This window comes from Arthrobacter phoenicis (assembly GCF_047238215.1).
GTDB lineage: Bacteria > Actinomycetota > Actinomycetes > Actinomycetales > Micrococcaceae > Arthrobacter.
In genome coordinates this window covers 443327-464245 of the sequence record NZ_JBDFMK010000001.1, presented here as the reverse complement: position 1 = coordinate 464245, position 20919 = coordinate 443327, and the positions used below count along the sequence as shown (strand labels likewise).

Sequence of the window (20919 nt, the reverse complement as noted above, 5' to 3'; positions counted from 1 at the left end):
GCGGCGCGCCGGACGCCGGCGTGTCCGTGTCAATCCGCCCCCGGGCGGCGGCTGACCTGCTGTCGGCGGAGGGCTCGCGCGGGGGAGGGGTGTCCGGGGGAGCAGGGCCGTCCGGGGAGCGGGCCTAGCGCGTGCCGTTGCCCGGGGCCGTCAGGGCGGCCAGGGCCATGCCCTCCAGCAGCGGCCGGGCACGCTTGAGTGCCATCCGGCGGCCCTGGGTGCGGACCGAGTGCGGGGTGGAGTTGATCAGGCCGAAGGTGGCGTGGGCGCGCATCCGCAGCTCGGCCGGGTCCGTGTCCGGGTGCAGGCCGGACAGCACGTCCACCCACAGCTCCACGTAGTTCCGCTGCAGGGTCCGGACCTCAGCCTGATCCTCGTCGGCGAGATTGCTGAAGTCCTGGTCCTGGACCCGGATGACGTCCGGGTGGCTGAGGGCGAAGTCCACATGGAATTCCACCAGCCCGGCGAGGGCGGTCTCTGCGGTCCCGGCGCCGGCCACCACGGCCCGGCCGCCGTCGAGCAGGTCCTGGCTGACGCTGAGCAGCATGGCCCCCAGCACCGCCTGCTTGCCGGCGAAGTGCCGGTAGACGGCGGGGCCGCTGACGCCGGCCGCGGCGCCGAGATCCTCCAGGGAGACCCGGTTGAAGCCCTCGGCGGCGAAGAGCGCGGCCGCGGCCTGCAGCAGCGCCTGCCGGCGGCTCTCCTTGGCCCGGCTGCGCTGCGTTGGCTGGCTGGACTCGGTCACCGGCTCGCCCTTCTTCTCGGCTGGTCTGGGTATTCACTGTGCTGCATGGGCTCCGTACACCGGGCTGCAACCCGCCGCACCGGCGCTCCTGTGTTGGACATCACAGTTAGTAGAGACTAACCTAAAACTCAGTTATGCGTTACTAACCGAAATGGCCGGACCGGCCGCCCTCAGGGCCCCGGTCCGGCCGGGGATGGAAGCAGTCAATGGAGACAATCGCCAGCCTGGTGGATCCGGGCAGCGCAGGCTTCGCCGCCAACCGGGAGGCCCAGCTGGGCCTGGCCCGGGAACTGAAGGAGCGCCTGGCCGCCGCCGCACTCGGCGGGCCGGAAAAGTCCCGCGAACGCCACGTCGCCCGCGGCAAGCTGCTGCCGCGCGAGCGCATCGACCGGCTCCTGGACGACGGCAGCCCCTTCCTGGAAATCGCGCCGCTCGCCGCGGACGGCATGTACGACGGCGATTCGCCCGGCGCCGGGGTGATCGCCGGCATCGGCCTGGTCCACGGTCGGCAGGTACTGGTCATCTCCAACGACGCCACCGTCAAGGGCGGCACCTACTACCCGATGACGGTCAAGAAGCACCTCCGCGCCCAGGAGATCGCGCTGGAGAACCACCTGCCCTGCATCTACCTGGTGGACTCCGGCGGGGCGTTCCTGCCCCGCCAGGACGAGGTCTTCCCGGACAAGGAGCACTTCGGCCGGATCTTCTACAACCAGGCGCAGATGTCCGCGGCGAAGATCCCGCAGATCGCCTCCGTCATGGGCTCCTGCACCGCCGGCGGCGCCTACGTCCCCGCTATGAGCGACGAGACCGTGATTGTCCGCAACCAGGGCACCATCTTCCTCGGCGGCCCGCCGCTGGTGAAGGCCGCGATCGGTGAGATCGTCACGGCCGAGGAACTCGGTGGCGGCGACGTGCACTCGAAGATCTCCGGCGTCACCGACCACCTGGCCGAGAACGACGAGCACGCCCTGCAGATCGTCCGCGACATCGTCTCCACCTTGCCGCGGCCGGCCGCCCCCGCCTGGGAGATCGACACCGTCGTCGAACCCGAGGCGGACGAAGCCGAGCTCTACGGCGCCGTCCCAACCGACGTCAATGCCCAGTACGACGTCCGCGAGGTCATCGCCCGGCTGGTGGACGGCAGCCGTTTCCACGAGTTCAAGAAGAACTACGGCACCACCCTGGTCACCGGCTTCGCCAAGCTGCACGGCCACCCCGTCGGCATCGTGGCCAACAACGGCGTCCTGTTCAGCGAGTCCTCACTCAAGGGTGCGCACTTCATCGAACTCTGCGACCAGCGCGGGATCCCGCTGATCTTCCTGCAGAACCTCTCCGGCTTCATGGTCGGCAAGGACTACGAGCAGGGCGGCATCGCCAAGAACGGCGCCAAGATGGTCACCGCCGTCGCCACCGCCCGGGTGCCCAAGCTCACCGTGGTGATCGGCGGCTCGTTCGGCGCCGGCAACTACTCCATGTGCGGCCGGGCCTACTCGCCGCGCTTCCTGTGGATGTGGCCGGCCTCCCGGATCTCGGTCATGGGCGGCAACCAGGCCTCCAGCGTCCTCGCCACGGTCAAGCGCGACCAGTACGAGGCCCGCGGCGAGGAATGGTCCGCCGAGGACGAGGAAGCCTTCAAGGCCCCGATCAAGCAGCAGTACGAGGACCAGGGCAGCCCCTACTACTCGACCGCCCGCCTGTGGGACGACGGCATCATCGACCCCGCGGACACCCGCACCGTCCTGGGACTGGCGCTCGACGTCGTCTCCCGCACCCCGCTGCCGGAGACCTCCTTCGGCCTCTTCCGGATGTGAGCCCCGCCGTGACAGTAACCACCAGCACCCCCGCCGCTTCGACCCCGGCGCCGCTCTTCGGCACCGTCCTGGTCGCCAACCGCGGCGAGATCGCCTGCCGTGTGATCCGCACCCTGCGCGCCCTCGGCATCCGATCGGTCGCCGTCTACTCCGACGCCGACGCCGACGCCCGCCACGTGCGGGAGGCCGACGCCGCCGTCCGGATCGGCCCCGCCGCGGCCACCGAGAGCTACCTCAAGATCGAGGCCATCATCGACGCCTGCCGCCGCAGCGGCGCCGAGGCGGTGCACCCCGGCTACGGGTTCCTCAGCGAGAACGCCGACTTCGCCCGGGCCCTGGAGAAGGCCGGCATCACCTTCATCGGCCCCGGCGTCGAATCCCTGAACATCATGGGCGACAAGATCCGCTCCAAGAACCACGTCACCGGCTACGGCGTCCCCGTGGTCCCCGGCGTCGCCGAACCCGGTATGAGCGACGCGCAGCTGATCGAGGCCGCGACCTCCGTCGGCTACCCGCTGCTGATCAAGCCCTCCGCCGGCGGCGGCGGCAAAGGCATGCACGTCGTCGAACGGCCCGAGGACCTCGAAGCCACCCTCGCCACCGCCCGCCGGGTCGCCGCCAGCGCCTTCGGCGACGACACCCTGTTCCTGGAGCGGCTGGTCACCACCCCGCGGCACATCGAGGTCCAGGTCCTCGCCGACAACCACGGCAACGTCATCCACCTCGGTGAGCGCGAGTGTTCGTTGCAGCGCCGCCACCAGAAGGTGATCGAGGAAGCGCCGTCCCCGCTGCTCGAAGGCCTGCCCGACGGCGCCGCCATCCGCGCCCGGCTCGGCGAGGCCGCCTGCAACGCCGCGCGCAGCGTCAACTACTCCGGCGCCGGCACCGTGGAGTTCCTGGTCTCGGACGACGCCCCGGACGAGTTCTTCTTCATGGAGATGAACACCCGCCTGCAGGTCGAGCACCCGGTCACCGAAATGGTCACAGGCATCGACCTGGTTGAATGGCAGGTCCGCATCGCCGCCGGCGAGGAGCTGACCGTCGCCCAGGACGACGTCGTCCTCACCGGCCACTCCGTGGAGGCCCGGGTCTACGCCGAGGTCCCGGAGAAGAACTTCCTGCCGTCCACGGGAACGGTGCTGCTGCTCGACGAACTCCCCGGCCCCGCCCAGCGCCCCAGCGCGCCGGCCCGCACCGAAACCGAAACGGCCCACGGCCGCGTGCGCGTGGACTCGGCCCTGGTCCACGGACTCGAGATCTCCTCGAACTATGACCCGATGATCTCCAAGGTCATTGCGTGGGGTGAGGACCGCACCGCGGCCCTGGACACCCTGGATGAGGCACTCGCCGGCTACACGGCGCTGGGCATCGATACCAACGTCGAGTACCTGCGGCTGCTGATCAACGACGCCGACGTCCGCGCCGGACGGCTCGACACCGGCCTGATCGAACGCAAGATGCCGGACTTCAGCTTCCGGCGGGTGGGCGACGCTGAACTGGTGGTCGCGGCTCTGTATGCCGTGGCCATGGCGGAGGAGGCCAATCCGGCGGATCGTGACGGCAGCCCGTGGCAGCGCCGCGACGGCTGGCGGCTCGGTGCGCCCGCGCCGCGCCGGATCAGCCTCGGAACCGCCGACGGGGGCGTTGCCACCGTGGAGGTGAGCGGGCGGTCTGCCGGGGAGCAGGTCACGGTGAGCGTGAACGGAGGGCCGCAGCTCACGGCCCACCTGCAATACAACGCGAGGGACCGCCCGATGCTCACACTCGAGGGCGCGACCAGCAGTTACGCACTGGCACCCGTTCGCACCGGTCCTCCCGCCCAGAGCTGGATGGCTCCCGATCCCCGCGTTCTGTCAGAGCTCTTCCTCGGCAACGACGGCTGGTCGTGCCGCCTCGAGGTACTCACCCGCGAGGCCCGGCTCGCCCGGGTGCTGGCCGCCGTCGAACGCGAAGAAGGCGCCGCCGACCCGGCGGTGCGCTCGCCGATGCCCGGCACCGTGGTGTCCGTCTCCGTGGCCCACGGCGACGCCGTCACCGCGGGCCAGGCCCTGGTGGCCGTGGAGGCCATGAAGATGGAGCACCAGCTCAACGCACCCCTGGACGGCACCGTCCACCTCAGCATCACCACCGGCGACCTGGTCAAGGCAGACCAGGTCCTCGCCACCATCCACCCACAGGAGTGATCCCCATGCCCGATTTTGAACTCAGCGAGGACTACCAGGACCTCTCCGACACCGTCCGCGACTTCGCCGACCAGGTGGTGGCCCCGGTCTCCGCCAAGCACGACGAGGAACACAGCTTCCCCTACGAGGTCGTCTCCCAGATGGCCGACATGGGCCTCTTCGGCCTGCCGTTCCCGGAGGAATCCGGCGGCATGGGCGGGGACTACTTCGCCCTGGCCCTGGCCCTGGAGCAGCTCGGCCGGGTGGACCAATCGGTCGCCATCACCCTGGAGGCCGGCGTCTCGCTCGGCGCCATGCCGATCCACCGCTTCGGCACCGAAGCGCAGAAGGAGGAGTGGCTGCCGCTGCTGGCCTCCGGCAAGGCGATCGCCGGCTTCGGCCTGACCGAACCCGAGGCGGGTTCGGACGCCGGCGGCACCAAGACCACCGCCCGGCTGGAAGGCGTCGGAGACGCAAAAAATTGGGTGATCAACGGCAACAAGGCGTTCATCACGAACTCCGGCACCGACATCACCAGGCTCGTCACCGTCACCGCGGTCACCGGCCAGCAGGAACGCCCGGACGGCAGCGTCAAGAAGGAAATCTCGACCATCCTGGTGCCCACCAGCACGCCGGGGTTCACGGCGGAGAAGGCCTACAACAAGGTCGGCTGGAACGCCTCGGACACCCACCCGCTGACCTTCGACAATGTCCGGGTCCCGGAGGCAAACCTGCTCGGTACCCAGGGACGCGGCTACGCCAACTTCCTCTCCATCCTCGACGAGGGCCGCATCGCCATCGCGGCGCTCGCCGTCGGCGCCGCCCAGGGCTGCGTGGACCAGTCCGTGAAGTACGCGAAGGAACGCAGCGCTTTCGGCCAGAACATCGGCAAGTACCAGGCCATCGCATTCAAGATCGCGCGGATGGAGGCCCGGGCCCACACCGCCCGCCTGGCCTACTACGACGCGGCCGCACGGATGCTCGCCGGCAAGCCGTTCAAGACGCAGGCCGCCATCGCTAAGATGATCGCAGGCGAGGCAGCCATGGACAATGCGCGGGATGCCACCCAGGTGTTCGGCGGCTATGGCTTCATCAACGAGTTCACCGTGGCGCGCCACTACCGCGACTCCAAGATCCTGGAAGTCGGCGAGGGCACCACGGAGGTCCAGCTGATGCTGATCGCCCGCGAACTGGGCCTGTAGCCGCACGGAAGGATCCTTTCGATGATCGACAAAGTTGTTGCCAGCGCCGCCGAGGCCGTCGCGGACATTCCCGACGGCGCCTCGCTGGCCGTCGGTGGCTTCGGCCTCTGCGGCATCCCGGTGGCGCTGATCGAGGCCCTGCACGAGCGCGGCGCCACGGACCTGGAGACCGTCAGCAACAACTGCGGCGTGGACGACTGGGGCCTGGGCATCCTGCTCAAAGACGGCCGGATCCGCCGCACCATCAGCTCCTACGTGGGGGAGAACAAGGAGTTCGCCCGGCAGTACCTGTCCGGCGAACTCGAGGTGGTCCTCACCCCGCAGGGCACCCTGGCCGAGAAGCTGCGCGCCGGCGGGGCCGGGATCCCCGCGTTCTACACCCCCGCCGGGGTCGGAACCCAGGTGGCCGAGGGCGGCCTGCCGCAGAAGTACGACGCCGACGGCACCATCGCGGTCGCCTCCGCGCCCAAGGAGGTGCGCAGCTTCCACGGTGCCGACTACGTGCTGGAGGAGGCGCTGACCCCGGACTTCGGCCTGGTCCACGCCTGGAAAGGCGACCGGCACGGCAACCTGGTCTTCCACGCCGCCGCGATGAACTTCAACCCGCTCTGCGCCATGGCCGGAAAGATCACCATCGCCGAGGTGGAGGAACTCGTGGAACCGGGCGAGCTGGATCCCGGACAGATCCACGTCCCGGGCATCTTCGTCCAGCGCGTGGTCCTCGCCCCGGAGGCGGAGAAACGCATCGAGAAGCGCACCGTGGCCGCAGCATCCGGCGCGCCAGCGACGGCGTCGCCCGCCTCAGCCGCCGCTCCCGCGGCGCCCGCCGGAACGACAGGAGCCTGACCGTGGAGAGCACCCAGACCCCGGACGGCCCCGCCCGGCCTGAAACCGTCCGGCACGAATACCGGCCGCCCGCCGTCGAACACGGCGCCGTTCCCGGTGGCGCAGACTCCGGCGCGCCGGCCAAGGGCTGGACCCGGAACGAGCTCGCCGCCCGCGTGGCGCGGGAGCTGCACAACGGCCAGTACGTCAACCTCGGCATCGGCATGCCCACGCTGATCCCGAACTACATTCCGGACGGCGTCGAGGTGGTACTGCACTCGGAGAACGGGATCCTCGGCGTCGGACCCTACCCGGCCGAGGACAAAGTCGACCCCGACCTGATCAACGCCGGCAAGGAGACCGTCACGGTCAACAAGGGTGTCGCGTTCTTCGACTCGGCCGCATCCTTTGGGATGATCCGCGGCGGCCACGTCGACGTCGCCGTCCTCGGAGCCATGGAGGTGGCGCAGAACGGGGACCTGGCCAACTGGATGATCCCGGGCAAGATGGTCAAGGGCATGGGCGGGGCGATGGACCTGGTCTTCGGGGCCAAGAAGGTGATCGTGATGATGGAACACGTTGACCGCAACGGCAACCCGAAGATCGTGGAACGCTGCACCCTGCCCCTGACCGGCAAGGGCTGCGTGGACCGGATCATCACCGACCTCGCCGTCATCGACGTCGTCACCGAGGGAGGAACCTCGCGGCTGGTGTTGCGGGAACTGGCGCCGGACGTGACCGCGGAAGAGGTGGCCGCGGCCACCGGCGCCGAACTTTTCGAGGAAGACCAGGAACTCTCCGTATGACCACCAGCCACTCCCACGTGGACGCCGCCGCAGCCGGCCGCCGCGTCATCGAACAGCGCGGCCTCTACTTCGACGAGCTCGAGGAGGGCGTCGCCTACGCCCACCGGCCCGGCCGGACCGTGACCGAGACGGACAACGTCCTGTTCACCACCATGACCATGAACACCCAGTCGCTGCACCTGGACGCCGCGTGGAGCGCCGGGCAGCCCTTCGGCCAGCGGTTGATGAACTCTATGTTCACGCTGGCCACCATGGTGGGCCAGTCCGTGCCGCAGCTGACCCAGGGGACCATCATCGCCCAGCTGGGCCTGACGGATGTGTCCTTCCCGCACCCGCTCTTCCACGGGGACACGCTCTACACGGAGACGGTGGTGACCGGGAAGCGGCTCTCCTCGTCCCGGCCTGGCCAGGGCATCGTGACCATGGAGCACACCGGCCGGAACCAGGACGGCACCGTGGTGGCCCGTGCCACCCGGAGCTGCCTGATGTGGACCCGCGACGCGCACGCTGCGCAGCAGTCGGGGACGCCGGCGGCGCAGCCGGGGTCGCAACAGAACGGGCCGCGGGAAGCCGCGTCACCGGAAGCCGCCGAAAAGGGGAGAATCGAGGCATGACCTTTCTGATGGGCCCCGCCCTGCTGTTCTGCCCTGCCGACCGCCCCGAGCGTTACCAGAAGGCGGCCGAGCGTTCCGACGCGGTCATCGTGGACCTGGAGGACGCCGTCGCGCCGGCCGACAAGCAGCGCGCCCGCGGGGCGATCCTGGCCCAGCTCGGTTCCGCCGGGGACGTTCCCGAACTGGATCCCAGCCGGACCATCATCCGGATCAACCCGGCCGGGACCGAGGAGTTCGAGAAGGACCTGCACTGCCTCAAGCACACCCCATACCGGCACGTGATGCTCGCCAAGGCCGAAAGCGCCGCCCAGCTCCGGGAGCTTGAGGGCTTCAGCGTGATCGCCCTGTGCGAGACGGCGGCCGGGATCGTCAACGCCGCGGCCATCGCCGCCGAACCCAATGTGGTGGGCCTGATGTGGGGCGCCGAGGACCTGATCGCCTCCCTCGGCGGGACGTCCAGCCGGACCGACGACGGCGACTACCGGGCCGTCGCCCTGCACGCCCGCTCCACCGTGCTGCTGGCCGCCCGCGCCGCCGGCAAGGAAGCAGTGGACTCGGTCTACGTCAACATCCCGGACCTGGACGGCCTGGCCGCCGAGTCCCGTGACGCCGTCGCCTCCGGCTTCGGCTCCAAGGCCTGCATCCACCCAAACCAGGTGGCCGTGGTCCGGGAGGCCTACGCCCCGTCCGAGGAGGAGGTGGCCACGGCGCGCGAGCTGCTCGACGCTGCCGCTGCCGCCGGTACGGGCGTGTTCCAGCACCAGGGCAAGATGATCGACGGTCCCATCCTCAAGCACGCAGAGGCCACCCTCCGCCGCGCCGGGCACTGACTCCCAAGCTTTCGGGACTGTTCGGGCTCTCAGCCGGGCGGCCTCCTGGGCACTCTTCGCCTCCCTGGCACTCTGGCCACCTCGGCCTACTGATCGTCGCCGAATGGCCACAGATGGCCGCTATGGAGAGTTCCATAGCGGCCCTTTGTGTCCAATGGGTGGTGCCGTACCGGGTGGTCCGGAGTCATGGCGGGCCGGGGATCGTGAATCCGTGCAGAGACTGTTGCTTAGCGGCGCCAGAGGTAGCGGTTCTCGGGCCGGCCGGCGGCGCCGTACCGCGGGGTGAGCCGGGCGAAGCCGTTGACCACCAGGTACTCAAGGTACCGCCGGGCGCTGACCCGGGAGAGGCCCAGCCTCAGCGCCAGCCCGGCCGCGGACACGTCCTCGGGACTGGCCCGCAACGCCTCGATCACCGCGTCCAGGGTGGGCCGAGACAACCCCTTGGGCAGTCGCACCCCGTCGGAGCCGGCGCCGGCACCGGCCCCCGCAGCGCTCCCGCCGCCGTCGGCCTCTGACGCCTGACCTGCCGCGTGACCTGCCCCTGCCCCGGCGACGGCCCGGCGGGAGGGTGCCACCAGCCGGTCGATCCGGTCCTGGTCCAGCGGCCCGGCCGAGGACCCGGCGGCCAGCTCGTCGCGCAGCGCCACGTACTCGTCCAGGCGCTCGTTCAGGGCCTGCGAGGTGAACGGCTTCACCAGGTAGTGCAGCACCCCGCCGGCCATCGCCGCGCGGACCGTCTCCAGCTCCCGCGACGCGGTGATCACCAGGACGTCCGTGGGCTGGTGCGAATGGTTCCGGAGCTGCCGCAGCACCTCCAGCCCGGACATGTCGGGCAGGTGGATGTCCAGCAGGACCAGGTCCGGCAGCAGCTCGGCGACGAGGTCCAGCCCCTGCCGTCCCGAGTGGGCGGTGCCGACGACGTCGAAGCCGCCGCGGGCCAGCAGGAACCCGTGATGGATCCCCGCCACCGCCACGTCATCGTCGATGATGAGGGTGCGTATGCCGCTCATAGCCGTTCCAGTGCCGCCTTCCGTGGGGCTTCGGGCCCCGCCGGGGGAGCCGCCGCGGCGCTCCCCGCCGTGTGTGAAGTAACCGTGTGTGAAGTAACCGTGTTTGAACTGGTCGTGCTGAACGTGACCGTAAACCGCGCCCCGCCCAGATCCGAACGGCTTACCACCGCCGTCCCGCCGCGCCGCCGGGCAACGCGCTGGACCAGGGCCAGCCCGAACCCGCGGGTGTTCACGCCGTCGGACTCCTTGCTCGTGACCCCGGGCTCGAACACCGCCTGCCGGTCCTCGTCCGGCACGCCCGGGCCGTCGTCCTCGACGGTGAGCACCCGGCCGCCGCCCGGGGTTTCGGCGAGGGCGACGGCCACGGTGCTGTCATAGCCCGCGGCGTCCACGGCGTTGTCGATCAGGTTACCCAGCGCGGTGATGACGTCGTCGGTCCCGTCCGGGGAGCAGACCGAGTCCTCCGCCACCTCGATGTCGATCCCGCGCTCGGCGCACACCGTGGACTTGGCGATCAGCAGGGCCCGGACGCCGTCGTCGGTGATGCCCGCCGCCAGCGGTCGGTTCACGAACCCGGCGTCGGCAGCACTGCGCCCCAGGAACTCCACCGCCTTCGACTGCTGGCCCAGTTCCAGCAGCCCGGAGACGACGTGCAGCTTGTTGGCGAACTCGTGCGCCTGGGCCCGGAGCGCCTGCGTCACGTCCAGGGCGCCGTCCCGGTCCCGCAGCATGGCGTGCAGCTCGGTCCGGTCCCGCAGGATCAGCACCTTGCCCACCTCCCGGCCGTCCACTGTGGCGGCGTTGACCTTGCCGAGGAGGATCCGCTCGCCGGAGAGGACCAGTTCCTCGGTGCTGGACCCGGCCGCGAGGAGCCGGTGGATGCCCGGCTCCAGGGAGGCGGTGGCGGGGGAGCCGAGGATCTCCTCGCCCACGCCCAGCAGCCGCCGGGCCTCGTCGTTGACCAGGACCACGGTGCCGTCGGTGTCGACTGCCACCAGCCCCTCGCCCAGGCCGTGCAACATCGCGTCCCGGGTCTCCAGCAGCGCCGCGATGTCCTCCGGTTCCAGCTTGTAGATCCGCCGCCAGACCAGCTTGGAGATGTACATCGCGCCGAGGGACCCCAGCAGCGCGGCGCCCACCAGCCAGCCGAAGAGCTGCGGCAGGTCCTCGTAGAGGTCGGCGGCGAGGGTGCTCTCGAGGACCCCCACGGACGCCGACCCGATCACCGCGCCGTTCCGGTCGAAGATGGGCACCTTGACCCGCCAGGACTCGCCCAGCGTGCCGGTCTGGGTTCCCACGTAGATGTCCCCGGACAGCGGGACGGACGGGTCCGTGGAGACGTGCTTGCCGATCTCCTCCGGGTTGGGGTGGGACTGCCGCACCCCGAACTTGTCCGTCACCACCACATAGGTGACGTTCGAGGCCTGCCGGATCACCTCGGCGATCGGCTGGATGGTCTCCGCGGGGGCGGGCGTGCCGAATGCGTTGACGACCGACGGCAGCCGCGCCACGGACTCGGCCACGCCGATCAGCCGGCTCTTGTACGCGTCGCGCAGCTGCGCCTCCTGCATGCGGATGGTCACGACGCCGACGGCGGTGAGCACGGCCAGGACGATGGCCAGCTGGAGGGCCACCAGCTGGAAGCGGAGCGGGACGCTGTGAAACACCTCACAAGTCTGCCACCCGGCACCGCCGCCCGGCGCCGGAAGCCGGCCACGATCCGTGACCAATATGACCACTACTACCTCTACGTCCTAATACTGTCCCGCCACCGTGGCCGCTCCTAGGGTCGGGGAAGTGATTCCAATGATGTGCATCACATGTGTCCAAGGAGAGATCATGACGTTCCACCACACTTTCACCCGCCGCGCCGCCCTCACCGCCGGAGCGGCCGGGCTGGCCCTCACCCTCGCGGCCTGCGGCGGCAGCACCGGCACCGGCAGCGCCGCCGGCAACGGATCCGCCTCCGAACCGGTCAAGAAGCTCAGCATCATCGTCCCCGCCAACCCCGGCGGCGGCTGGGACCAGACCGGCCGGGCCATCCAGGCCGACCTGCAGTCCAACAAGCTCGTCAGCTCCGCCCAGGTCACCAACATCGGCGGCGGCGGCGGCACCAACGGCCTGGCCAAGCTGGCCACCGAAAAGGACGCCAACACCCTGATGGTGATGGGCTACGTCATGGTCGGCGCCGTCGAGACCAACGGCGCCAAGTCCCGCCTGGAGGACACCACCCCGATCGCGCGCCTCACCGAGGAGCCGCTGGTCCTGGTGGTCCCGGCCTCTTCGAAGTACCAGTCCGTCAAGGACCTGGTGGACGACATCAAGGCCAACGGCAAGGGCGTGGCCATCACCGGCGGCTCGGCCGGAGGCGCGGACCACATCCTGGCCGGGCAGATCCTCAAGTCCCAGGGCGTCGGCTCGGATAAGCTGAACTACATCGGCTACTCCGGCGGCGGCGAATCCATTGCCGCGCTGCTGGGCAACAAGGTCCAGGCCGGCATCTCCGGCATCGGCGAATACGCCGAACAGGTCAAGGCCGGCAAGGTCCGCGCGCTCGCCGTCTCCGGCAAGGGCGAGGTCCCGGCGCTGCCCGGCATCAAGCCGCTCACCGAGCAGGGCATCGACGTCGTGCTGACCAACTGGCGCGGCGTGGTGGCCCCCGGCTCCATCGACGACGCCCAGAAGACCAAGCTGACCGAACTCGTCACCAAGCTGCACGAGACCGAGGCCTGGAAGTCCACCCTCAAGAAGAACAACTGGGACGACGCATTCCTGGCCGGCGACGGCTTCAAGACCTTCCTGGGCGAGGACATCACGAAGGTCAAGACCACGCTGACCGAGATCGGCCTGGTCAAGTAACAGTGTCCGCCCCAACAACAGAGTCCACCCACGTGGAGGCGCCCGCCAAGCGGCCTCTCGGGGAGATTCTCTTCGCCCTCCTGTTCGTCAGCATCGGCGCGGCGGGACTCCTGACGGCGGGATCCATCCCGATCCCGCCGTCGGAGACCGGCATCGGCCCCCGTGCCTTCCCCTACATCGTCTGCGGCACCCTCGTGGCCGTCGGCACCGGCATCGTCATCCAGGTCCTGCGCGGCAAGGTGGGCCAGGCCGAGGAGGGCGAGGACCTGGACGCCGACGCCTCCACCGACTGGGTGGCCCTGGCCAAGCTGGTCGGCTTCGTGGTGCTGCACATCGTCCTGATCGAACCCGCCGGCTGGCCCGTGGCCGCGGCGGTCCTGTTCAGCGGGGCGGCCTGGACCCTCGAGGCCAAGCCGCTCTGGAAGGCGATCGTCGTCGCCGTGATCATGGCCCTGCTCCTGCAGTACGTCTTCGGCGGCCTGCTGGGCGTGTCCCTGCCCCCGGGCCCGCTGTTCGAGGGGGTGCCGTTCTTCCATGGATAGCATTACGTTCCTGCTTGACGGCTTCGCCAACGCCCTCCAGCCGGTCTACCTGCTCTACGCCCTGGGCGGCGTCTTCGTCGGCACCGCCGTCGGCGTCCTCCCGGGCATCGGCCCGGCCATGACCGTGGCACTGCTGATGCCCATCACCTATGCCCTGGATCCGGCCGCGGCGCTGATCGTGTTCGCCGGCATCTACTACGGCGGCATGTACGGCGGGTCGACGACGTCGATCCTGCTCAACACCCCCGGTGAATCCGCCTCGATCGTCACCGCCCTCGAGGGCAACAAGATGGCCAAGGCCGGCAGGGGAGCGGCGGCGCTGGCGACGGCGGCGATCGGTTCGTTCATCGCCGGCACCATCGCCACGGTGCTGCTGTCCTTCCTGGCCCCCGTCGTGGCGGAATTCGCCGTCGGCCTCGGCCCGGTGGACTACGTGGCACTCATGGTGGTGGCCTTCCTCACCGTCGGCGCGCTGCTGGGCGCCTCGGTGCTCCGCGGGCTCGCATCCCTGGCCCTGGGCCTGTTCATCGGCCTGATCGGCATCGATGACAGCACCGCCCAGCAGCGCTTCACCTTCGACAACCCCAACCTGGTGGACGGCATCGACATGGTGCTGGTGGCCGTGGGCCTTTTCGCCCTGGGCGAGGCTCTCTACGTCGCCTCCAAGCTCCGGCACGGTCCGGTGGAGGTCATCCCGGTCAGCAAGGGCAAGAACGCCTGGCTGTCCAAGGAGGACTGGAAGCGGTCCTGGAAGCCGTGGCTGCGCGGAACGTTCATCGGCTTCCCGATCGGCACGGTCCCCGCCGGCGGTGCGGACGTCTCCACGTTCCTGTCCTACGCGGCGGAACGGCGGCTGGCCAAGGGCGAGAACCGGCGCCAGTTCGGCAAGGGCGCGATTGAGGGCGTCGCCGGTCCCGAGGCGGCCAACAACGCCGCCGCCGCCGGTGTCCTGGTGCCGCTGCTGACCCTCGGCATCCCCACCACCGCCACCGCGGCGATGATGCTGACCGCGTTCCAGCGCTACCAGATCCAGCCCGGGCCGCTCCTGTTCGAAAACCAGGGCGCCCTGGTGTGGACCCTCATCGCCTCCTTGTACGTGGGCAACCTGATGCTGCTGGTGCTGAACCTGCCGCTGGTGGGCCTCTGGGTGAAGATCCTGCAGATCCCGAGGCCGTTCCTCTACGCCGGCATCCTGGTCTTCGCGGCCCTCGGGGCGTTCTCGGTGAACTTCTCGCCGATCGACGTCGGGGTGCTGCTGGTGGTGGGCATCCTGGGCTACTTCATGCGCCGCTACGGCTACCCCGTGGCGCCCATGGTGGTGGCGATGATCCTGGGGCCGATGTTCGAGGTGCAGCTGCGGCGCTCGCTGCAGCTCTCCCAGAACGACCCCACCGCGCTGTTCTCCACCCCGTTCGCCGTCGTGGTCTACGCGACCATGGCGCTGATCTTCCTGGGTTCCTGGTGGCTGCGCCGCCGGCAGGCCGCCCTGGAGGCGGTCACCGAGAAGGAATCCGTGTCCGTCTAGGGCGAAAGCATTAGCCAGGCCACCGCGCCTGTTTGCCACGAATGGCCGGAATGGTACCCACCATTCCGGCCATTCGTGTCAGATCGCTGCGTTCCCGGCGGGCACTCAGTCCTCCGGCGGCAGGGACAGCGGCGGGATGGACTCCTGCAGCAGGATCCGGACCCAGCGCTGGCCGGTGGCGCGGAACTCCGCCCGGGTGGCGAAGCGGTAGTGGAAACTCCGGGCCCGCACCCAGCGCGGCCGGGCGCCGTCGAACGGGTCCTCCCGCAGCAGCCGCAGCGTGGGCCGGTCTGCCTCCAGCAGCTTCGCCAGGAACGCGTAGAACCACTGCTCGTGCACGCTGCGCAGCGGCAGGAACCACATCAGCCAGTCCAGCCGCAGGTGGTACGGCGCCCACTGCCGCGGCAGCCGGCGGACATCTCCGGGCTTGCCGCGGAACCCGTACTCCCGCCAGTCCGCCGTCTCGTCCGGCTCGGCGTCCAGGGTCCCCTCCACCACGATCTCGATCCGCTGCTTGGTCACCGAGCCGAACGCCCCGTAGGCATTGACCAGCTGCCAGCGGTTGAACGCGGCATTCATCAGCTGGTACGACGAGACCAGGTTCGCCGCCGGGCGGTAGCTGAGCACCAGCAGCAACACGGTGGCCAGGCTTACCAGCACCAGCCAGGGCAGCGGCGCGTGCGAGCCCTCCGTTGACACGACACCTCCCGCCGGCACTGCTCCCTCCGCCGCACCCGGGGGCCGCCAGCCGGACGGCAGGCCGGGGAACAGGGCGTGCAGCACCGGATCGCTCACCGCCGCGAAAGCCAGCAGAATCGCCATCCAGTTCAGCCACGCGAAGTTGCCGCTGGCCACCAGCCACAGCTGGGTGAACACCACGATCCCCGCGGCCACGGACGCCAGCGGCTGCGGGGCGAACAGGAAGAACGGCACGACCAGCTGGGCGCCATGGTTGCCCAGGACCTCCAGCCGGTGCCAGGCCTTCGGCATCAGGTGGGCCTGGCGGCTCAGGGGCCCGGGCATCGGCTGGGTTTCGTGGTGGTAGTACAGCGCGGTGAGGTCCCGCCACTCCCGGCCGCCGCGGATCTTGATCATCCCCGCCCCGAATTCCAGCCGGAACAGCAGCCACACCAGCAGGAGCAGGACGGTCCGCGGCGGGGGAGTCTGCTCCGAGCCGAGGAACCCCACGGTGAACCCAGCCTCCAGCAGCAGCATCTCCCAGCCGAACCCGTAGAGCGTCTGGCCCACGTTCACGATCGACATGTACAGCAACCAGAGCGCCAGGAAAGCCAGCAGCGGCAGCGACGGCGGCCCCTGCTGCGGCAGGCCCAGTACCAGGGCGGCGCCGATCAGCATCCCGACGGCGCAGACCGCGCGCAGCAAACGGTCCGAATAGTGCCAGGCGAACAGGGTGGGTCGAAGCGGGCGCCGGGCGCGGGCCAGGAGCGAGGGGACCGGGAGTAGTCCGCGCTCGCCGAGGAGCGCCGGAAACTGGTTCAGCGAGGAGAGGAACGCGACCACAAAAACGGCCGCGACGCCGCGCTGCAGTACCTGCCGGGCGAATCCGTAGTCCGGCGCGTCAAACCAGGCCGTCCACTCCACGATTCCCACGGTACGCCGCCGCCGGAGGGCGTCAAGGCGCGGCCGGGGCAGTGCCGGTGCGGGATACTGGAGGCATGAAGCCGCGCAGTATTGTCCTCCTCGGATCCACCGGGTCCATCGGTACCCAGGCCCTCGACGTCGTCGACGGGGCGCCCGACCGGTTCGAGATCGTGGCGCTCAGCGCGGGCGGCGGCAACCTTGAACTCCTGGCCCGGCAGGCGGTCCACACCCGGGCCCGCGCCGTCGGCATCGCCGCCGGTGACCCTGCCGGGCTGCAGCGCCTGATCGACGACGCCGCGCGCGCTGCCGGTGTGACCGGCTACCGGCCGGAGATCCTCGCCGGCCCGGACGCCGCCACCCGGATCGCGGAGATCCCCGCCGACGTCGTCCTCAACGGCATCACCGGCTCGATCGGCCTGGCACCCACCCTCGCCGCCCTGAAGGCCGGCGCCACGCTCGCCCTGGCGAACAAGGAATCCCTGATCGTCGGCGGCGCCCTGGTCAAGGCCGCCGCCCGCGAGGGCCAAATCGTCCCGGTGGACTCCGAACACTCCGCCATCGCCCAGTGCCTGCGCTCCGGCACCGCCGCCGAGGTGGACCGCCTGGTCCTGACGGCCTCCGGCGGTCCGTTCCGCGGCCGGACCCGGGCCGAGCTGCTGGACGTAAGCCCGCAGGACGCCCTGGCCCACCCCACCTGGGACATGGGCCTGATGGTCACAACCAACTCCGCCACCCTGGTCAACAAGGGCCTGGAAGTGATCGAGGCGCACCTGCTCTTCGACATCCCGCTGGAGAAGATCGACGTCGTGGTCCACCCGCAGTCCGTGGTGCACTCGATGGTGCAGTTCACCGACGGTTCCACCATCGCCCAGGCCTCCCCGCCGGACATGCGCCTGCCGATCGCCCTGGGCCTCGGCTGGCCGGACCGGGTTCCCGGCGCGGCGTCCCCGTGCGACTGGACCCGGGCCACCAGCTGGACGTTCGAGCCGCTGGACGCCGGGGCGTTCCCCGCCGTCGGCCTGGCCAAGGACGCCGCCCGCCGCGGCAGCACCTACCCGGCGGTCTTCAACGCCGCGAACGAGGAAGCCGTGATGGCCTTCCACGCCGGCCGGATCCGCTTCCCAGACATCGTGGACACCGTCGAGGCCGTCCTCAGCGAGCACTCAGGTTCCTCCGGGCTGACGGTCGAGGCCGTGCTGGATGCTGAAAAGTGGGCACGCGCGCGGACCCTCGAGCGTTTGGCCGTAGGAACCCCCGCCACCCCCAGCCAGTCCGTGCCCAGGAAGTAGCAAGACCCAGCATGAGCCCCGTTCTCCTCTTCATCCTCGGAGTCGTCTTTGTCGTGATCGGCATCGCCGTGTCCATCGCCCTGCACGAGGTGGGCCACCTGGTGCCGGCCAAGCTGTTCAAGGTCCGCGTCACCAAATACATGATCGGCTTCGGCCCGACCCTCTGGTCGCGGCGCCGCGGCGAGACCGAATACGGCGTCAAAGCCATCCCGCTCGGCGGCTTTGTCTCGATGATCGGCATGTACCCGCCCAACCCGGAGGACGGCACCGTCCGGGCCTCCAGCACCGGCATGTTCCAGTCCCTGGCCGCCGACGCGCGGTCGCTGGCGCACGAGGAGATCGGCCCCGAAGACCGGGACCGGGTGTTCTACCGGCTGCCGGTCTGGAAGAAGATCATCATCATGCTCGGCGGCCCGGCCATGAACCTGCTGATCGGCCTCGTGCTGACGGCCGTGCTGCTGATGGGCTTCGGCGTGGCGGGCTCCACCACCACGATCGCCGACGTCTCGAAGTGCCAGGTCAAGGCCGGGGAGACCGTGGACCCGAACTCGCAGGACTGCAAGCCCACCCCCGCGGCCGCCGCCGGGCTCAAACCGGGCGACACGATCACCTCCTTCGACGGCAAGCAGGTCACCAACTGGGACGAGCTCACCGGCTGGATCCGGGCCTCGGCAGGCAAGACCGTCAGTGTCACGGTCCAGCGCGACGGCGCCCCGGTCACCACCACGGTGACCCCGGTGCTCTCCTCCCGCCCGGTGGTCGGCGCCGACGGCCGCCAGGCCAAGGACGCTGACGGCAAGCTCCGCTACCAGGACGTCGGCTTCCTCGGCATCGGCCCGCAGTCGGCGCTGGTGCAGCAGCCGGCGTCGGCGGTGCTCCCGATGGCGGGGGAGAACATCAAGCAGATCGCCGGCGTCGTCCTGAACCTCCCGGCGCGCGTGGTGGGCGTCGCGCAGGCGGCCTTCAGTTCGGAACCCCGGGACCCCAACGGCCCGATCAGCGTGGTGGGCGTCGGCCGGGTGGCCGGCGAGGTCGCCGCCATGGAACAGGTGCCCTTGCAGAGCCGGCTCGCCACCCTGGTGGGCCTGCTCGCCGGGCTGAACTTCGCCCTGGCCGTCTTCAACCTCGTCCCGCTGCTGCCGCTCGACGGCGGCCACGTGGCGGGCGCCCTGTACGAGGGTGTCCGGCGCCGGATCGCCAAGCTCTTCGGCCGGCCTGATCCGGGGGCGTTCGACATCGCCAAGATGCTGCCGGTGACCTACGTGGTGGCGGCGCTGCTGATGGGCATGTCTGCGCTGCTGATTTACGCGGACATCGTCAAACCGGTGAACCTTTTCGGCTGATTTCTGCTTCTAAGCCATTTTGAGCTGATTTATGATAATCAGCTGTTGATGGTTGATCTTTGCAAATCAGCCGCCTAGGGTTGCGGTATGTACGTCCTGACGATCGACCAGCGCGGCAGCAGCACCGATGTGGACCGGGTTCCCGGCCTGCTGGCGGAGCTGACCCGGCTGCTCCCCGGAGCCACCTTCGAACGCTCCGTCGGCGATGAGCTGCAAGGGGTGCTGCGGTCGCCGGCCGAGGTGGTGGACACCGCCCTGCATGTCCTCCGGGACGGCCACTGGTACGTCGGAATCGGCGTCGGGGCCGTGGACCGGCCGCTGCCCGCCAGCCCCCGTGAAGGCTCCGGGCCGGCGTTCGTGGCGGCCCGGCTCGCCGTCGAGCGGGCCAAGGCTGCCGGGCACGTTCCCCTCGCCGTCGCCGCCGGTACCGCGGGGACCCCGCGCCGCGGGGCAGCCTCCCGCCCGGCCGGATCCGGGGACGGCGCCGCCGGGACGCCGGCAGCCGCGCCGCCGGGGGAGCGGGAGGCGGCCAACGCCGAGGCGGTCCTGCGGCTGATCGGCCGCCTGGTCCAGGACCGGACCACGGCCCAGTGGAAGGTGGTGGACGCGCTGCGCGGCGTCCGCGACGGGCGCGCCGGCACCCACGGCAGCCAGAAAGCCGCCGCCGCCGCGCTGGGAATCACGGAGCAGTCGGTGAGCCGTGCCCTGCTTCGCTCCGCCTGGCAGGAAGAATGGGCGGCACGGCCCGCTGCGGAAATGCTGCTGGCCCTGGCCGACGGCCAGACCACGGGCGCGGACGGCCACGCCGCGCGCACCCCGAGCGAAGGAGACCGGTGAACGCCCTCTGGATCACACTGGCGCTGCTTGTTGCGGGCTTTGCCGGCTGGCCGGTCACCGCCCTGGTCTTCCGCCTGGCCCGCACCATCGACGACAAGGCCGACGCCGGGCAGGCGGCCGACGCGGACGCCGACGGCGGTCCCGGCTGGAGCGACGACCCCTCGGACGGCGCGGCAACCACGGCCGCCGAAACCCCGGCGCCCCTGGCCGCAGCAACCCCCGAGACAGCAGCAACCCCGGAAACCCCGACCCCCGCCCCCGAAAGCCCGGCCCCCGCGCCCGTCCCGGCGGCCGCCGTCGGCACCCGCATCCTGCGCGGCGGGGCGATCATCGGCGTGCTGGAACGACTCGCCGTCGCCCTGGCCATCCTGGCCGGCCAGCCCGTGGCCATCGCCTACGTGGTCGCCATCAAGGGTCTGGGCCGGTTCGCTGAACTGAAGGAAACCCCGGTCGCGGCCGAGAGATTCATCATCGGCACCCTCACCTCCATGCTCTGGGCCGCCGGTGTGGCCGCGCTGGCGAGGATTCTGCTGCAGGCCTGAAAGCGGGCCGATGGATGGGAACCCGGCAGGCTGGGGGATAGGGTAGCGGTATGACTGTTTTTGCTGTTGAGTACGTTTACGACGCCGAGTCCGCCGAATCCCGCGCCGCTGCCCGTCCCGCCCACCGGGAATGGACCGCCGGCCTGGCCGAAGACGGCACCCTGCTGGCCAGTGGCCCGTACTCCGACGGCGCCGGCGCGTTGCTGATCCTCAAGGCAGCCGACGAGGAAGCCCTGAGCGAGCTGCTCAAGCAGGACCCGTTCGCCGCCGCCAGCGCCATCTCCGGTATCCGCACCACGGCCTGGGCGCCGGTGACCGGCCTGCTGGCCGGCCACTCCGCCTAAGCGGCCCGCCCGCCCTTCGCTCAACGCT

The 20919-nt window shown here is 70.3% G+C and carries 19 protein-coding genes; 15 read left to right on the top strand and 4 right to left on the bottom strand.

Annotated elements, in window-relative coordinates:
• Positions 1-124 precede the first annotated feature (124 nt).
• The gene (locus ABC337_RS02135) at positions 125-745 is read right to left on the bottom strand and encodes an SACE_7040 family transcriptional regulator (protein WP_364137092.1); all 621 of its coding nucleotides are present in this window, start codon (positions 743-745) and stop codon (positions 125-127) included.
• 206 nt (positions 746-951) lie between these two features.
• Between ABC337_RS02135 and ABC337_RS02130 the strand changes: the two genes are divergently transcribed.
• The 7 genes from ABC337_RS02130 to ABC337_RS02100 are packed head-to-tail and all read left to right on the top strand — an operon-like array spanning position 952 to position 8998.
• Positions 952-2559 carry a carboxyl transferase domain-containing protein gene (locus ABC337_RS02130; RefSeq protein ID WP_412882554.1) on the top strand — a complete coding sequence of 536 codons (1608 nt, stop codon included), beginning with the start codon at positions 952-954 and terminating at the stop codon, positions 2557-2559.
• 8 nt (positions 2560-2567) lie between these two features.
• A complete protein-coding gene (locus ABC337_RS02125; protein WP_412882555.1) occupies positions 2568-4742 on the top strand; it encodes an acetyl/propionyl/methylcrotonyl-CoA carboxylase subunit alpha in 2175 nt (724 codons plus the stop codon).
• A gap of 5 nt (positions 4743-4747) precedes the next feature.
• A complete protein-coding gene (locus ABC337_RS02120) occupies positions 4748-5923 on the top strand; it encodes an acyl-CoA dehydrogenase family protein (protein WP_412882556.1) in 1176 nt (391 codons plus the stop codon).
• 21 nt (positions 5924-5944) lie between these two features.
• Complete coding sequence (locus ABC337_RS02115) at positions 5945-6769, top strand: CoA transferase subunit A (protein ID WP_412882557.1); 825 nt, start codon at positions 5945-5947, stop codon at positions 6767-6769.
• A 2-nt stretch (positions 6770-6771) separates the two neighbouring features.
• Positions 6772-7554 carry a CoA transferase subunit B gene (locus ABC337_RS02110; protein WP_412882558.1) on the top strand — a complete coding sequence of 261 codons (783 nt, stop codon included), beginning with the start codon at positions 6772-6774 and terminating at the stop codon, positions 7552-7554.
• Positions 7551-8168, top strand: a complete 618-nt coding sequence (locus ABC337_RS02105) for a MaoC family dehydratase (protein ID WP_412882559.1) — start codon at positions 7551-7553, stop codon at positions 8166-8168. The genes ABC337_RS02110 and ABC337_RS02105 overlap by 4 nt, the downstream gene beginning before the upstream one ends.
• A complete protein-coding gene (locus ABC337_RS02100; protein ID WP_412882560.1) occupies positions 8165-8998 on the top strand; it encodes an HpcH/HpaI aldolase/citrate lyase family protein in 834 nt (277 codons plus the stop codon). Before ABC337_RS02105 ends, ABC337_RS02100 begins: the two co-directional genes overlap by 4 nt.
• Before the next feature lie 227 nt (positions 8999-9225).
• On the opposite strand, the gene ABC337_RS02095 is transcribed toward ABC337_RS02100, so the two are convergent.
• Both ABC337_RS02095 and ABC337_RS02090 read right to left on the bottom strand, forming a co-directional pair.
• Positions 9226-10008 carry a response regulator gene (locus ABC337_RS02095; protein WP_412882561.1) on the bottom strand — a complete coding sequence of 261 codons (783 nt, stop codon included), beginning with the start codon at positions 10006-10008 and terminating at the stop codon, positions 9226-9228.
• Positions 10005-11675: an ATP-binding protein gene (locus ABC337_RS02090; RefSeq protein WP_412882562.1), complete on the bottom strand. Its 1671-nt coding sequence runs from the start codon at positions 11673-11675 to the stop codon at positions 10005-10007. The genes ABC337_RS02095 and ABC337_RS02090 overlap by 4 nt, the downstream gene beginning before the upstream one ends.
• A gap of 172 nt (positions 11676-11847) precedes the next feature.
• Between ABC337_RS02090 and ABC337_RS02085 the strand changes: the two genes are divergently transcribed.
• From ABC337_RS02085 to ABC337_RS02075, 3 genes are read left to right on the top strand one after another with little or no spacing between them, the layout of a single operon-like run.
• A complete protein-coding gene (locus tag ABC337_RS02085; RefSeq protein WP_412882563.1) occupies positions 11848-12867 on the top strand; it encodes a Bug family tripartite tricarboxylate transporter substrate binding protein in 1020 nt (339 codons plus the stop codon).
• 2 nt (positions 12868-12869) lie between these two features.
• On the top strand, positions 12870-13409 hold the full coding sequence (locus tag ABC337_RS02080) for a tripartite tricarboxylate transporter TctB family protein (RefSeq protein WP_290258378.1): 540 nt from the start codon (positions 12870-12872) through the stop codon (positions 13407-13409).
• Complete coding sequence (locus tag ABC337_RS02075; RefSeq protein ID WP_290258377.1) at positions 13402-14934, top strand: tripartite tricarboxylate transporter permease; 1533 nt, start codon at positions 13402-13404, stop codon at positions 14932-14934. Before ABC337_RS02080 ends, ABC337_RS02075 begins: the two co-directional genes overlap by 8 nt.
• 105 nt (positions 14935-15039) lie before the next feature.
• Here the strand turns inward: ABC337_RS02075 and ABC337_RS02070 are convergent, their stop codons facing one another.
• Complete coding sequence (locus tag ABC337_RS02070; protein ID WP_412882564.1) at positions 15040-16536, bottom strand: lipase maturation factor family protein; 1497 nt, start codon at positions 16534-16536, stop codon at positions 15040-15042.
• Positions 16537-16610: 74 nt separating this feature from the next.
• On the opposite strand from ABC337_RS02070, the gene dxr reads away from it, so the two are divergent.
• The 5 genes from dxr (at position 16611) to ABC337_RS02045 (ending at position 20891) form a co-directional block, all read left to right on the top strand.
• On the top strand, positions 16611-17825 hold the full coding sequence (gene dxr / locus ABC337_RS02065) for a 1-deoxy-D-xylulose-5-phosphate reductoisomerase (protein ID WP_412882565.1): 1215 nt from the start codon (positions 16611-16613) through the stop codon (positions 17823-17825).
• Positions 17826-17836: 11 nt separating this feature from the next.
• Positions 17837-19168, top strand: coding sequence for a M50 family metallopeptidase (locus ABC337_RS02060; RefSeq protein WP_412882566.1), 1332 nt, complete (start codon positions 17837-17839; stop codon positions 19166-19168).
• 87 nt (positions 19169-19255) lie between these two features.
• Positions 19256-20005: a MarR family transcriptional regulator gene (locus ABC337_RS02055; protein ID WP_412882567.1), complete on the top strand. Its 750-nt coding sequence runs from the start codon at positions 19256-19258 to the stop codon at positions 20003-20005.
• On the top strand, positions 20002-20547 hold the full coding sequence (locus tag ABC337_RS02050) for a hypothetical protein (RefSeq protein ID WP_412882568.1): 546 nt from the start codon (positions 20002-20004) through the stop codon (positions 20545-20547). The genes ABC337_RS02055 and ABC337_RS02050 overlap by 4 nt, the downstream gene beginning before the upstream one ends.
• A 50-nt stretch (positions 20548-20597) precedes the next feature.
• On the top strand, positions 20598-20891 hold the full coding sequence (locus ABC337_RS02045) for a YciI family protein (RefSeq protein ID WP_412882569.1): 294 nt from the start codon (positions 20598-20600) through the stop codon (positions 20889-20891).
• Positions 20892-20919 lie beyond the last annotated feature (28 nt).

Excerpts from the sequence above, each read along its gene's own strand:
- ABC337_RS02130 (WP_412882554.1), top strand. The coding sequence starts at position 952 with ATGGAGACAATCGCCAGCCTGGTGGATCCGGGCAGCGCAGGCTTCGCC.
- ABC337_RS02120 (WP_412882556.1), top strand. The coding sequence starts at position 4,748 with ATGCCCGATTTTGAACTCAGCGAGGACTACCAGGACCTCTCCGACACC.
- ABC337_RS02115 (WP_412882557.1), top strand. The coding sequence starts at position 5,945 with ATGATCGACAAAGTTGTTGCCAGCGCCGCCGAGGCCGTCGCGGACATT.
- ABC337_RS02105 (WP_412882559.1), top strand. The coding sequence starts at position 7,551 with ATGACCACCAGCCACTCCCACGTGGACGCCGCCGCAGCCGGCCGCCGC.
- ABC337_RS02100 (WP_412882560.1), top strand. The coding sequence starts at position 8,165 with ATGACCTTTCTGATGGGCCCCGCCCTGCTGTTCTGCCCTGCCGACCGC.
- ABC337_RS02095 (WP_412882561.1), bottom strand. The coding sequence starts at position 10,008 with ATGAGCGGCATACGCACCCTCATCATCGACGATGACGTGGCGGTGGCG.
- ABC337_RS02085 (WP_412882563.1), top strand. The coding sequence starts at position 11,848 with ATGACGTTCCACCACACTTTCACCCGCCGCGCCGCCCTCACCGCCGGA.
- ABC337_RS02075 (WP_290258377.1), top strand. The coding sequence starts at position 13,402 with ATGGATAGCATTACGTTCCTGCTTGACGGCTTCGCCAACGCCCTCCAG.
- dxr (WP_412882565.1), top strand. The coding sequence starts at position 16,611 with ATGAAGCCGCGCAGTATTGTCCTCCTCGGATCCACCGGGTCCATCGGT.
- ABC337_RS02060 (WP_412882566.1), top strand. The coding sequence starts at position 17,837 with ATGAGCCCCGTTCTCCTCTTCATCCTCGGAGTCGTCTTTGTCGTGATC.
- ABC337_RS02055 (WP_412882567.1), top strand. The coding sequence starts at position 19,256 with ATGTACGTCCTGACGATCGACCAGCGCGGCAGCAGCACCGATGTGGAC.
- ABC337_RS02045 (WP_412882569.1), top strand. The coding sequence starts at position 20,598 with ATGACTGTTTTTGCTGTTGAGTACGTTTACGACGCCGAGTCCGCCGAA.